This is a genomic window from Vreelandella sp. EE27 (genome assembly GCF_968206495.1).
On sequence record NZ_OZ309109.1, the window covers coordinates 658,560 to 671,759 of the forward strand.

The following is a 13,200-nucleotide window of genomic DNA, read 5'->3' on the forward strand; positions in this document are numbered from 1 at the left end:
GTTTCAGAGACCTCGCTTATGGTATCCATAAGCGAGGTTTTCTTTTGGTGGCTGATGCGGGCTCGCGCAACCCTACGCGGGGGCGCCATGAATACCTCCCTGTAGGCTACTTTCGCCATCCCTGGCGAAAGACCCCCGCTACGGGTTACCCGAGCCCGCGAACCATGGGAAGCCAGCATCTGTATTTCGCTGCTTCCTGGATTAGCGTTAGGTTCTAGCGCGGCTGGCCTGTAGCGTGCGGGTCAAAAGCGCGCGCAGGGCGGCGGGTTTGACCGGTTTTAGCAAGAGCTGGTAGCCCGAGCGCTTCACTTCTTCGGCGACCTCCTCGGTGCGATCGGCGGTAATCACGATACCCGGTACCGCGCCTTTCAAACGCTCGCTGAGCGCCTCCAGCGCCATCAGGCCGGTGACCTCGTTATCCAGGTGGTAGTCGGCCAGAATCGCGTCCGGGTCGCCGTCCATGTTACGCAAAATCGACTTCGCCCCGCCGATGCTGGTGGCGGTGAATACCTCGCAGCCCCAGCCGCTGAGCATCGCCGTCATGCCTTCAAGAATCAGCGTTTCGTTATCGATACACACGACCCGCGCGCCGGCCAGCTTGTTGCCGCCGCGCCGGGTGGGCGCCTCGCTCGCATCCGCGCTGCGCTCCTGGGCGGCCACCACCGGCACGCTGACCGAAAACACCGTGGCCACCCCCGGCCAGGAGCGTACCTTGATCGGATGATCCAGCACGCGGCTCATCCGGTCAGCGATCGAGAGCCCCAGCCCCAGCCCTTTTTCGCTCTCCTTGTGGCGCGATACCTGATCCAGACGACGAAACTCCTGGAAGATTTCGGTGAGTTTCGACTCGGGGATCCCCGGGCCGCTGTCCCACACCTCGATGTTCAAGCGGCCGTTTTGGCGGCGACAGCCCAGCAGCACGCGGCCCTGCTGGGTGTAGCGCAGAGCGTTGGAGAGAAAGTTCTGTACGATGCGTCTGAGCATCTGCGGGTCGGAGTCGACCCAGAGCGCGGTGGGCACGACCTTGAGATCCAGGCCGCGCTCGTCGGCCATCACATCGAACTCGGCGCGCAGCGGGCGGGTGATATCCGAAAGCGCAAAATGGCTGCGCCGCGGGGTCAAGGCGCCGGCGTCGAGCTTGGAGATATCCAGCAGCGTGCTCAAGAGCTCCTCGGCGGCCTGCAGCGAGTTGTCGATATGGCCGATGGTGCGCTGGGTGCCGCTTTCCTGCTCGTTTTGCATCAGCGCCGAGGTGAAAAGCCGGGCCGCGTTCAAGGGCTGGAGCAGGTCGTGGCTCGCCGCGGCCAAAAAGCGCGTTTTAGAGGCGTTGGCGTCTTCGGCGACCTGCTTGGCCTGGCGCAGCGCCTGCTCCGCCTCGGCGCGTACGCGGTTCTCCTGGCGCAGCGCGGCGTTGGCCTTGGAGAGCGCCTGGGTGCGCTCGCGCACCCGCTCCTCGAGGGTCTCGTTGGTCTCCTTGAGCGCGATCTCGGCCTGGCGGCGTTCGGTAATGTCCTGATACAGCGCGAAAAAGCCCAGAATAGACTGGCTGTCGCCGAAGTGGGGTGTGTAGGTCACCAGCATGTAGCGCATGTGCGTGTCCACGCGCATGGCCACTTCGAAGCTCACCCGCTCGCCGCTTTGGGCCCGCTTCACCCAGGGCAGGCGCTCCTCGGCCTGTTTCACCGGCAAGACATCTTCGAAACGGCGGCCGATCACCGCGTTACGGTCGATGCCAAAGGCCTGTTCGTAGGCGCGGTTGGTAAAGAGGTAGCGGCTCTCTTTATCGAAGTAGGCGATCAGTGCCGGTACGTTGTCGGTGTAAATCCGGATATTGTTTTCCGAGCGAATCAGCGCCTCTTCGATATGCTTTTGCTGAGTGATGTCCTGGTAGGTGTACACGAAGCCGCCGCCGGGCATCGGCGTGCCCTGAACTTCCAGGACGCTGCCGTCCTGGCGGTAGCGCACGTAGCGGTGGGGCTGGCCCTTGCGAATGTTATCCATCAAAAGCTCGACGTGCTCTTCCGGGTCCCCCGGGCCGTACTCGCCGTTGTGGGCGTTGTAGCGAAAGATGCGATCGATCGGCGCGCTCACCCGGATCAAGTGATCGGGAAAGCGGAAAAGCTCCAGATAGCGCTGGTTCCAGACCACCAGACGCAGGTTCTGGTCGACCACGCTGATGCCCTGGTTGATGTTCTCGATGGTGGCCTGCAACAGCGCCCGGTTGAACTCCAGCACCTGGGAGGCCTCGTCGACGATCGAAATGACATCCGAGATACCGATACCGCGGCCCTGCAGCGCCGAGTTCACCACGATGCGCGCCGAGGAGGCGCCGAGCACCGACGCCAGAAAGCGTTCGGTGAACTGAATCACGTCGATCGAGGCGCGGGTGGCGTTATCCAGCGGCTTGCCGGCCCGCCCGGCGTAGTCCTCGAAAGCGCGCGTCACCTGGTCGGCGCTTAGAAAACGCTCGCAGAGCACCTTGAGATCGCCGACGGTAGTGGCCCCGGTCCAGGGGCGGTTGACCGAGGTCTGGCGGGTCTCGACGCTGTCGACGAAAAGAGACGCCTGGATGCGCTCGACCACTCGCTGCGAGCTCACCTGGGAGACGAAGATATAGCAAAACAGGTTCACCCCTAAAGAGAGCATGACGCCGTGGGTGAAGCTATCGCCCAGGTTCAAACCAAAAAGCGCCGTGGGCGAGAGCCAGCCGATACCCAGCGGCCCGCCAGCGAGCCACGCCTGGGGCAAAACGCCTGCGCCGATCATCGCCGGCATCAAAAGGCTGTAGGTCCAGATCGCGAAGCCCGCGTTCATGCCGATGACGACACCCAGCCGGTTACCGCGCTTCCAGTAGAGCCCGCCGATCACCGCCGGGGCGAACTGGGCGGCGGCGGCAAACGAGAGCATGCCGATCGAGGCGAGCGAGGTGAACTCGGCAATCAACTGGTAAAAGCCGTAGGCCATCGCCAGTACGGCGATGATCGTCAGGCGCCGGGCACGCAGCACCAGCCGGCCGTAGTCCCGCGCCTTGGTGTCGAACCAGCGCAGCCGGAAAAGCGCCGGAATCACGATCTCGTTGGAGATCATGATCGACACCGCCACCGCCGCCACGATCACCATGCCGGTGGCCGCGGAGAAGCCGCCGATGAAGGTCAACAGCGTCAGCCACTCGTGGCCGGAGGCCATGGCAAGGTTCAGCACGTAGGTGTCGGGCTCCACGCCGCTTTCCGAGAACAGATAAAGCCCGGCGGCGGCCAGCGGCACCACGAAAAAGGCGATCGCCAGCAGGTAGAGCGGGAAGAGCCAGCGCGCCTTGGTGGCGTCGTCCGGATGGATGTTTTCGACCACGGCGACGTGGAACTGGCGGGGCAGGCACAAAATGGCCAGCATCGCTAAAAGCGTTTGCGCCCAGAAGCTCTGGCCGAAATCCTGGTTGGCGAGCTGGCGCTGCAAGCCCAGCTGGGTTTCGGCGTGATGCATTAACGCGCCCAGGCCGTCGAACATGCCCCAGGTGACGAAGGCGCCCAGCACGACAAAGGCGAAGAGCTTGACCAGCGACTCGAAGGCGACGGCGTGGATCAGGCCCTCGTGATGCTCGGTGGCGTCGGTGTGGCGGGTGCCGAACAGAACCGCGAAAAGCGCCATGACGATCGCCACATAAAAAGCGGTATCGTTGAAAAGCGCCCCGGTGGGGGCGTTGTTTTCGGTCAGCACGCTAAAAGTGGTCGAGACGGCTTTGAGCTGCAACGCGATATAGGGCAGGGTGCCGATCAGCGCCACCAGGCTTGCGAAGGCGGCCAGCGACTGGCTCTTGCCGTAACGCGAGGCGATGAAGTCGGCAATCGAGGTGACGTTTTGGTGCTTGGCGACGCGAATCATCTTGGCCAGCACCGGCCAGAAGAGCAAAAAGGTCAGAATCGGGCCGACGAAAATACTCGCAAACGACCAGCCCGCCGTGGCCGCCTGGCCCACCGCGCCGTAAAACGTCCAGGAGGTGCAGTAAATCGCCAGCGCCAGGCTGTAGATGATCGGCCGGCGGCGGCTGGCACCGCGGGTACGCGCGCGGCGGTCGCCAAACCAGGCGATGCTGAACAGCACCGCGATATATAAAAGGGAGACCGCAACGAGAAGCCCGCCGTGAAACATGCTTTTCTCCTGCCGTAAGCCGTGCGATGGGCTTGCCTTTGAAGCCGCCTAGTTTAGGTTAAATCGGCTTGGCCGTCAGGGGCATGTTGAATCCTTAAGCCTGGCGACAGGCGGCTTCTAAAAGCTCGGAGGTGCTTCTTAGCGTGCGCATGCCTTGAAGCTCCGGCTCGCCGCTATCGTCGTCGAGCGGCACCAGCTCGCGGCTTTCGCAGTTGAGCACGTAGGCCTTGGGGATGACCAGATCGGTGTGGTGGCGCTCGAAGTGGTAGAGCATGAACTCGGCGAGCTCGGCGTTTTCGCCGCTTCGCTGAATGCTCTGCTGGTCGATGACGCTAAAGCGCGTGGTCATTGGAAAAAAGAAGGTCCAGGGCCGCCATATTTCGGTGCCCGTGGCGCTATCGACCACTTCCGTGGAGGCGGGAAGCTGTGCCTTCTTGTGATCGAACCAGCTGTATTCGACGTGAATTTGGTAGCCCAGCATCCCCAGGCCCGCCATTACCGGCACGATCCATTTCGGCAGGCGCCCCCGGGACAGCTTGCGAAGGATGAGCCCTACCCCCGCCGCCGCCAGGGCAGCAAATACAGCGGCAACCAGGTGCCAAATCATAAGCGCGTTTCCTAATACTGTTCTTTTAAAAAGAAGGCGGGCTCCCCTTGGGAAGCCCGCGTTCACGTTGTGGTGATGCCTTGAAGGCGGATTCAGCAGTATGGCTTAGTGGTCAACGGCAGCACCAGCCCCTTTCGGGTAGCGTACGCTTTCGACCAGCTCCTGAATCTCTTTGGGCGGTGCAGCGGTCACGCTCGACACGGCGAAGGCCACGGCGAAGTTGATCAATGCACCCACCGCGCCAAAGGAGAGCGGCGAGATACCGATGAACCAGTTATCCGGCGTGTTGGGCAGCATGTTGGTGCCGGGAATGAAGAACCAGCCAAGGTAGGTGAAGATGTACAGAAGGGTCGCCAGAAGCCCCGAGAGCATGCCGCAGATGGCACCGGCGCTGTTCATGCGCACGGAGAAGATACCCATCATCAATACCGGGAACAGCGACGCCGCGGCGATACCGAAGGCCAGTGCCACGGTTTGCGCGGCAAAGCCAGGCGGGTTCAGGCCCAGATAGGTGGCCAGCAGTATCGCGCCCCCCATCGAGATCCTGGCCGCCAGCATTTCGTTTTTCTCGGAAATACGCGGGTTGATGGTGTTTTTGATCAAGTCGTGGCTGATCGCCGAGGAGATCGCAAGCAGTAGACCGGCGGCGGTCGAAAGCGCAGCCGCGATACCGCCGGCGGCGATCAAACCGATGACCCAGCCGGGCAGGTTGGCGATTTCCGGGTTGGCGAGTACCAGGATGTCGTTGTTGACGGTCAGCTCGTTGCCCGCCCAGCCGCGGCCTTCGGCAGTGCCGGTGAAGTCCTCGTTGGTGTCGTCGTAGAACTGGATACGGCCGTCGTCGTTAAGGTCGTTGTAGGTGATCAACCCCGTCTCTTCCCAGGTTTGGAACCAGGCCGGACGGTCCGCGTACAGAATCGGCTCGGCGGCGGCGGCCTCGTAATCCTCGACCTGGCCGGTCATTTCCGGGTACACCGTGGTCATCAGGTTCAAACGCGCCATGGAGGCCACGGCCGGGGCGGTCAGGTACAAAAGGGCGATGAACACCAGCGCCCAGCCCGCGGACCAGCGTGCATCCGCCACCTTCGGTACGGTGAAAAAGCGGATGATGACGTGGGGAAGCCCGGCGGTACCGATCATCAGCGAGAGCGTGAACAGCACCATGTTGAGCTTGTTATCCACATCGGCGGTGTAGTCCTGGAAGCCGAGTGCGTTGACCACGTCGTCGAGTTTCTGCAAAAGCGGCACACCGGATTCCGAGTGGGTGCTGAACATGCCGAACATCGGGATCGGGTTGCCGGTCAACTGCATGGCGATGAACACCGCCGGAATGGTGTAGGCCACGATCAGTACGATGTACTGCGCCACCTGGGTGTAGGTGATGCCCTTCATGCCGCCGAAAACGGCGTAGAGGAAGACGATGGCCGCGGCGATCCAGATGCCCCAGGTGCTGGGCACTTCCAAAAAGCGCGAGAACGCAACGCCGGCGCCGGTCATCTGGCCGATAACGTAGGTCACCGAGGCGATGATCAAGCAGATGACCGCGACCACGCGAGCGGTGCGGCTATAGAAACGCTCACCGATGAAGTCCGGCACGGTGAACTTGCCGAACTTGCGCAGGTACGGCGCGAGCAGCATGGCCAGAATCACGAAGCCGCCGGTCCAGCCCATCAGGAAGGTGGAGTTGGCGTAGCCGCCGGAGGCGATCAAACCCGCCATGGAAATGAACGACGCCGCCGACATCCAGTCAGCGGCGGTGGCCATGCCGTTGGTGATCGGGTGAACGCCGCCACCGGCGACGTAGAAGTCCTTGGTGGAGCCGGCCCGCGCCCATATCGCAATGCCGATATAAAGCGCGAAGGAGGCGCCCACGAACAGTAGGTTAATTGCAAACTGGCTCATCGCTTACTCTCCCAGGCCAAATTTCTTGTCGAGCTGATTCATTCTCCAGGCGTAGAAGAAAATCAGCACGATGAAGGTAAGGATGGAGCCCTGCTGGGCGAACCAGAAGCCGAGATCCGTGCCGCCCACGGAAATCGAGGCCAGCAGCGGGCGGAACAGTATCGCGCAGCCGTAAGATACGAATGCCCAGACCACCAGGCAGCCCGTGATCAAGCGAACGTTGGCTTTCCAATATGCAGCAGCGTTGGATTTGTCATCTGCCATTATGATGCTCTCCGTTTATGGTTTTTAAGGTTGGAAAGTGTCTTCACAGCGGTTTGCGGCCTTGAACCGCGCAGATAAAACCACCGGGTCGAAAGTGCCCTTGCCAAATCGATGAGTGTGACGCTTCGTTGCGCGACCCCCTATGCCGCGTTAAACGTCTCGATAATGTTTGTCCCGAGGAGTTATTGGCTTTGTGAACTCAAGGTAATACTGGCCAATAAATGAAAAAAAGAAATCCAGACTTTGGTATCACGGACTAAAGGCGCCCTTGGCAGACTGCTTTATACAGGTAAATTACTCTATGTGTTCACGTTTTTACGCCAAAAGAGTACGACTTTAGTCCGGATGGGACGATAGTCTATAGGTGGTCATAAAGCGCTATCCGCTACTTTGAAAGAGCCGTCTTGAGTCTCTTCCAGCGCACTTTTAAACGTTTCAGAAAAGGACTTCCCGGTCGTTTTATATAGACTTTAGTAATGCCGACAATAATCGCGATAAGTCTCGAGACGTTTGAGTACGCCGCTATGTTAAGCCGCTATGTTAAAGGGCCATTTTTATCGGGGTGATCCATGATCGAGGTCGATCTTACCAGGCTGCCATTTTCTCTGCTCGACGAAGCGGGGCTCGAGCGCGTGCGCAGTGGCCTGGACCTTGCCTACTTCGACATTGGCGATATCATTTTAGAGGCCCACCAGGCCGGCGAAGGCGTGTTCATCATCCATAAAGGCGAGGTCGCCGAGCTCGACCCGGCGATGCCCCAGGCGCAGGCGCGCATCGGCCACTACACCCCGGGGGATGTGTTCGGGGCGATCAGCATTTTAAACGGCCAAAGCCGCTACCGCTTCGAGGCGGAGCAGGAGACGCTTTGCTACGTGCTCCCCAAGGCAGCGTTCTGCGCGCTTTGCCAGCACTATCCGGCGTTCGAGGCGTTTTTCAAGCAGTCGCTTGCCAACAAAGCGCGGCTTCTTACCGAACGGCGCGCCGTGGACGGGATCACCATGGCCGGGTTCATGCTGGCCCGGGTGCGCGAATGCATGCGCGCGCCAATCGTCATCGAGGCAGGCCAAAACATTCAAAGCGCGGTCCATACCCTTTTGGCGCACCAGGCCGACAGCCTGCTGGTCAGCACCCAGGGCGGCTACGGCATGGTCACCAAAACGGATCTGCTCAACGCCCTGGTCGTCGAGCAGAAGCCCCAAACCACGCCCATCGACGCTCTGGCCTGCACCGCGCTGGTCGCCGCCGCCCCGGAGCAGTATCTGTTCGAGGCGCTGGTGCTGATGACGCGCCACAAGGTGGCCCGGGTCGTCGTGATGAAGGAGAACACGCTTTGCGGCATCGTCGAGCTCACCGACGTGCTGAGCTACTTCTCCAGCCGAAGTTACGTGGTGGGGCTACAAATCGAGAAGGCCAGTGATCTAAAAGCGTTGGCCATGGCGAGCCAGCGTACGCCGGAGCTCGTCGAGGCGCTGATGGTTCAAGGCGTGAAGCTTCGCTTTGTCATGGAGCTTTTGGCGGCGCTTAACGCGCGCATCATCCACAAGGCCTGGGCGTTTAGCGTACCAAAGGCGCCAGAACAGCAGTGCTGCCTGGTGGTCATGGGCAGCGAAGGCCGGGGTGAGCAAATCCTCAAGACCGATCAGGACAACGCGCTGATTCTCGAAGACGATCAGAGCTGGCCGGATGTCGCGGCCCAAATGCAGCGCCTGACCGATACGCTGATCACGCTTGGCTACCCGCCGTGCCCCGGCCATATCATGGTCTCCAACCCGGAGTGGGTCGGCAGCGTAGCGGTCTGGCAAGCGCGTATCGCGCGCTGGGCCGAGCGGCGCGACGGCGACAGCCTGATGAAGCTTGCCATCCTGCTCGACGCCCAGCCCATGGCCGGCAACGCGCAGCTTGCCCGGCGCGTGCAGCAGGCACTGTTTGATCGCTGCGCCGGCGACGAGCTGCTGTTGAGCTACCTGGCCCGCGCTGCGCTGAGCTTCTCCACCCCCCTGACCCTGTTTGGTTCGCTTAAAAAGCGCGAGCACGGCATCGATATCAAAAAGGGCGGCATCTTTCCCATCGTTCACGGCGTGCGCACCATGGCGCTGGAGCGGCGTATCGAAGCCGTGGGCACGCTCGAGCGCCTCGAAGCGCTGGCAGATGACGGCCGGCTGGAGAAGCGCTTTGCCGAGGACCTGGGCGAGGCGCTGGCGCTTTTCACGGAGCTTCGCCTGCGCCAGCAACTGGCCGAGGCGAAGGCGTCGACGAGCATCTCGACCAACCACGTGGTGGTGCAGCATCTTTCCTCGCTTGAGCGCGACCTGCTGCGCGAGGCGCTGCATATCGTCAAGGAGTTCAAGTCGCGGCTGACCCATCGCTATCATCTGGAGTACGCGTAGCCGTATGCGCTTCACGGACCGATACGCATCGCTTTTGGGCGGCTCGCTGCGCACGCTCGTCAAGCGCGAAAGCGACCGGCGCCGCTTCTCCGGCTCCGCCTTCGAGTGGCTTTTTCACCCCTACCTGGGCGAGGAGCTCGTGGCGCTGGCGTTCAGGTTTTCCCAGGATAGCGAGATTTTGAGCATCGCCGCGGTGGTGTTTGACCAGCGCCAGGTGTACACCCGCAGTGCCTGGGTCGCTACCCTGGCGGATGAGGCCCGAATAAAGCGCCGCCGCCAGCGTCCTTCCAATGACCAACACTGCATCGCCCGACACTGCATCGCCCAGCACCGAATCTTTGCGCCGCTCCCCCCGACGGCGGAAAACATCGCCGCACTTGCCGAGTTTATCGGCAACCGCCCGGTGGTGGGGTGGGGGCTTGGCAAGGCGCTGGTACCGATCAACCGGCTTTTCAACGCGCGGCTCGGCTTCGAGTTGCCCAACGCCCAGGTCGATGTGGCCAGGCTCTATCAGCGCAAGGCCCGGCGCTCGCCGGTAGAGCCCCAGGCGGCAAGCTTTAGTCAGGCGCTCAGCCACTCGCGGCTGGCGCTGCCCTGGCCGTCGCTTCTGGGCGAGGCCAGCGCCTGTGCGCTTTTGTACATGCGGCTCAAGCGCGACGCCGCGCTCGAGGTTTGAAGGCGCTCGAAGGCTTTGTTGGGTGGCAGCGGGAGTCTTGATAGAATAACGCCTTCACCACCCATCACCGGCAGTGCTTATACCATGCAACAACCCGATCATTTCGAGCCCGTCGTGGCCGAGGCCCCGGCCCCGGCAAGCTCAATCGAGCCAAGCGATGTGAAACAAAAGCGCGAATTCAACAAGTTGCAGAAAAGACTTCGCCGCGAGGTCGGCAACGCCATTCTCGATTATCAGATGATCGAAGAGGGCGACCGGGTGATGGTGTGCCTCTCTGGGGGCAAGGACAGCTATACCATGCTCGAGATCCTGCGCAATCTGCAGCGCAACGCCCCGGTCAATTTTTCGCTGGTGGCGGTGAATCTCGACCAGAAACAGCCCGGCTTCCCCGAGCACGTGCTGCCGCGCTACCTCGACAAGCTGGACGTCGAGTACCATATTCTCGAGCGTAATACCTACTCGGTGGTGAAGGAGAAAACCCCGGAGGGCAAGACGACCTGCGCGCTTTGCTCGCGGCTACGCCGTGGCTCGCTCTACGGGTTTGCCGAAGAGATCGGCGCCAACAAGGTGGCGCTTGGCCACCACCGGGAAGACATTCTCGAAACCCTTTTCTTGAACATGTTCTTCGGCGGCACGCTCAAGGCCATGCCGCCCAAGCTTTTGTCCGATGATGGCAGAAATATCGTGATTCGCCCGCTGGCCTACTGCAAGGAGGCGGATATCGCCGAGTTCTCCCGGCTGATGGAATTTCCGATCATTCCCTGCAATCTGTGCGGCTCCCAGCCGAACATGCAGCGTCAGAACGTCAAGGCGATGCTTGCCGAGTGGGATAAAAAGTACCCGGGCCGGCTCGAAAGCATGTTCAAAGCGGTGACCAACGTTGCCCCTTCGCAGCTGGCCGACCGGGCGCTGTTCGACTTCCAGGGCCTGGAAGCCAAACAAGCGGAAATGAAGGCCGGGCGTATTCAGGCGCTCAATGTAGGCTAACGGCGGGTCAGGCGGACACTTCTTCGTCGGCCAGGGTGGTCAAGCGGGCCATATCCAGAATGTTCACCTCGCGCCCGGAAACAGCGACCACCTGCTGCTGCTGGAGCCGGCTTAAAATCCGGCTGACCGTTTCCACTGCCAACCCCAGGTAGTTGCCGATATCCGCCCGTGCCATGGAGAGGCGGAAGCTATAGGGCGAGTAGCCGCGGCGGCGAAAACGATCAGAAAGCGTGGTGAGAAAAGCCGCCAGGCGCTGGTCGGCGGTCTTGCGCGATAAAAGGCGCATCATCCGCCGGTCGTCGCGAAGCTCCTTGCTCATGCTGCGGTAAAGCTGGCCTCTGAGCTCGGGCAGCTCCTCGGACAGCTTGTCCAAATGCTTGAACGGGATCTCACATACCGTGGTGGTTTCGAGCGCAATGGCGCTGCCCGGGTAGAATTCCTCGTCGATACCATCGAGGCCGACCAGCTCGCTTGGCAGGTAGAAGTTGGTGAGCTGGTCGTCGCCATTGCCTTCGCTGGTCACCTGCTTGAGGCTTCCCGAACGGACCGCGTAGACGCTGGAGAAGTTCTCGCCTTGATGAAACAGCGCCTCGCCCTTTTTGAGCGGCGCGCGGCGGCGGATGATGGCGTCGAACTGGCTTACGTCCTCGAGCTGCAGCGCTAGCGGTAAACAGAGCGAACTCAGGCTACAGGTTTGGCAGCGCGGCGCCTGTAGCATCGAGCGGCGTTGGCTGGCAGTGATGGACATCACCTTCTCCTCGTATGGCCGGGTACAAAGTATATATTATAATATTCTTGAATAACGCGCGGCGAACTGCTCTGTCAAGTAGGTATCGAAGGCCATGGCCAGGTGGCGGATCAGTAGCCGCCCGATCGGCGTAACGTTCAATACCAGGTCCTGGCGCGTAATCAGTCCGTCACGCTCGGCCTGGCGCAGGTTATCCAGCGCCTGGGCGAAGTAGGTGTCGGCATCGATCCCGAAACGCGTGCCAATGGCCGCCAGGTCCAGGCGCATATCGCACATCAGCCGCTCGATCACCTCGCGGCGAATGAGGTCGTCGGCGTTCAAGCGCACGCCTTTACAGGTGGCCAGTTTACCCTGATCCAGCGCCTTTGCGTAGTCATCCAGGGTGACCGGGTTCTGCGCGTAGACGTCGTCGACCCGGGAAATCGCCGATACCCCCAAACCGATCAAATTGCACTGCGCGTGGCTTGAATACCCCTGGAAGTTGCGCTGGAGCGTGCCGTTTTGCTGGGCGAGCGTCAGGCTATCATCGGCGCGGGCGAAGTGGTCCATGCCGATATGCACATAGCCTGCCTGGCCCAGCATCTCGATACTCATGCGCAAAATGGCGAGCTTTTCATCGGCGCCGGGCAGGTCAGCTTCGAGAATACGCCGCTGGGGCGCAAAGCGCGTGGGCAGGTGGGCGTAGTTGAACAGCGACAACCTGGCCGGGTTGAGCTCGATGATCTGAGCAAGCGTATCGGCGAAGCGCTGCTCGGTCTGGTGCGGCAGCCCATAGATCAGGTCCACGTTGAGCGAGCTAAAGCCCAGCCGGTGCGCCTCGTCCATCAGGGTTTCGGTGAGCCGGCGGGGCTGGACGCGGTTGATCGCTTTCTGGACCTCGATGTCCAGGTCCTGCACGCCCAGACTCAGCCGGTTGAACCCCAGCGACTGAAGATGGCGCAGGGTGAGAACGTCCGCCTCGCGCGGGTCGATTTCGATGGCGTAATCCCGCGCCGGGTCACTCGAGAGCCCGAAGCGGGCATCCATCCGGTCGATCAGGTCGCCCATCTGCGAGAGCGTCAAAAAGGTCGGTGTACCACCGCCCCAGTGAAGCTGCTGCACCGGACGCGCGGTATCCACGTGGCGCGCGGCCAGCACCATTTCCCGGTCGAGGCGGGAAAGATAGGGCTCGGCCAGCTGGCGATTCTTGGTCGCGATCTTGTTGCAGGCGCAGTAAAAGCAGATCTTCTCGCAAAACGGGATATGCACGTAGAGCGACAGCGCCCTTTGGCTCTCGTTGCTTCGCGCTAAAGCGTCGGTAAGATCCTCCGGGCCGAACGCTTCGTGAAAAGCGAGCGCCGTGGGGTAGGAGGTGTAGCGCGGCCCGCTTTTATCGTAGCGGCGCACGAGCGCTTCATCCCAGGCGGGAGCGGGTGACGAGGGGGCAGCGTGGGCGCAGGTCGACATAAAAGCTCCCGGGTAGGTGAATGAGCGGCCGGACGGG

Annotated in this window: 9 protein-coding genes; 3 read left to right on the forward strand and 6 right to left on the reverse strand. The window is 61.5% G+C overall.

The features are described 5' to 3' along the window. Positions 1-207: 207 nt before the first annotated feature. From ACWHVV_RS03165 to ACWHVV_RS03180, 4 genes are all read right to left on the reverse strand, one after another. On the reverse strand, positions 208-4,146 hold the full coding sequence (locus ACWHVV_RS03165; protein ID WP_447928039.1) for a hybrid sensor histidine kinase/response regulator: 3,939 nt from the start codon (positions 4,144-4,146) through the stop codon (positions 208-210). Positions 4,147-4,240: 94 nt separating this feature from the next. Beyond that, on the reverse strand, positions 4,241-4,753 hold the full coding sequence (locus ACWHVV_RS03170; protein WP_447928040.1) for a hypothetical protein: 513 nt from the start codon (positions 4,751-4,753) through the stop codon (positions 4,241-4,243). A gap of 105 nt (positions 4,754-4,858) precedes the next feature. Next, positions 4,859-6,655: a sodium:solute symporter family protein gene (locus ACWHVV_RS03175; RefSeq protein ID WP_447928041.1), complete on the reverse strand. Its 1,797-nt coding sequence runs from the start codon at positions 6,653-6,655 to the stop codon at positions 4,859-4,861. A 3-nt stretch (positions 6,656-6,658) separates the two neighbouring features. Next, positions 6,659-6,919 carry a DUF4212 domain-containing protein gene (locus ACWHVV_RS03180; RefSeq protein WP_447928042.1) on the reverse strand — a complete coding sequence of 87 codons (261 nt, stop codon included), beginning with the start codon at positions 6,917-6,919 and terminating at the stop codon, positions 6,659-6,661. 569 nt (positions 6,920-7,488) lie between these two features. Here ACWHVV_RS03180 and ACWHVV_RS03185 point away from each other — a divergent pair. The 3 genes from ACWHVV_RS03185 (at position 7,489) to ttcA (ending at position 10,969) form a co-directional block, all read left to right on the forward strand. Beyond that, positions 7,489-9,306 carry a putative nucleotidyltransferase substrate binding domain-containing protein gene (locus ACWHVV_RS03185; RefSeq protein ID WP_447928043.1) on the forward strand — a complete coding sequence of 606 codons (1,818 nt, stop codon included), beginning with the start codon at positions 7,489-7,491 and terminating at the stop codon, positions 9,304-9,306. A gap of 4 nt (positions 9,307-9,310) precedes the next feature. Next, the gene (locus ACWHVV_RS03190; RefSeq protein WP_447928044.1) at positions 9,311-9,982 is read left to right on the forward strand and encodes a DNA polymerase III subunit epsilon; all 672 of its coding nucleotides are present in this window, start codon (positions 9,311-9,313) and stop codon (positions 9,980-9,982) included. Between the two features lie 84 nt (positions 9,983-10,066). Next, entirely contained in the window at positions 10,067-10,969 is a 903-nt protein-coding gene (ttcA, locus tag ACWHVV_RS03195; protein ID WP_447928045.1) for a tRNA 2-thiocytidine(32) synthetase TtcA, read from the forward strand. A 7-nt stretch (positions 10,970-10,976) separates the two neighbouring features. On the opposite strand, the gene fnr is transcribed toward ttcA, so the two are convergent. Continuing rightward, complete coding sequence (gene fnr / locus ACWHVV_RS03200) at positions 10,977-11,717, reverse strand: fumarate/nitrate reduction transcriptional regulator Fnr (RefSeq protein ID WP_447928046.1); 741 nt, start codon at positions 11,715-11,717, stop codon at positions 10,977-10,979. Positions 11,718-11,753: 36 nt separating this feature from the next. Further along, on the reverse strand, positions 11,754-13,163 hold the full coding sequence (hemN, locus tag ACWHVV_RS03205; protein ID WP_447928047.1) for an oxygen-independent coproporphyrinogen III oxidase: 1,410 nt from the start codon (positions 13,161-13,163) through the stop codon (positions 11,754-11,756). Positions 13,164-13,200: the final 37 nt, after the last annotated feature.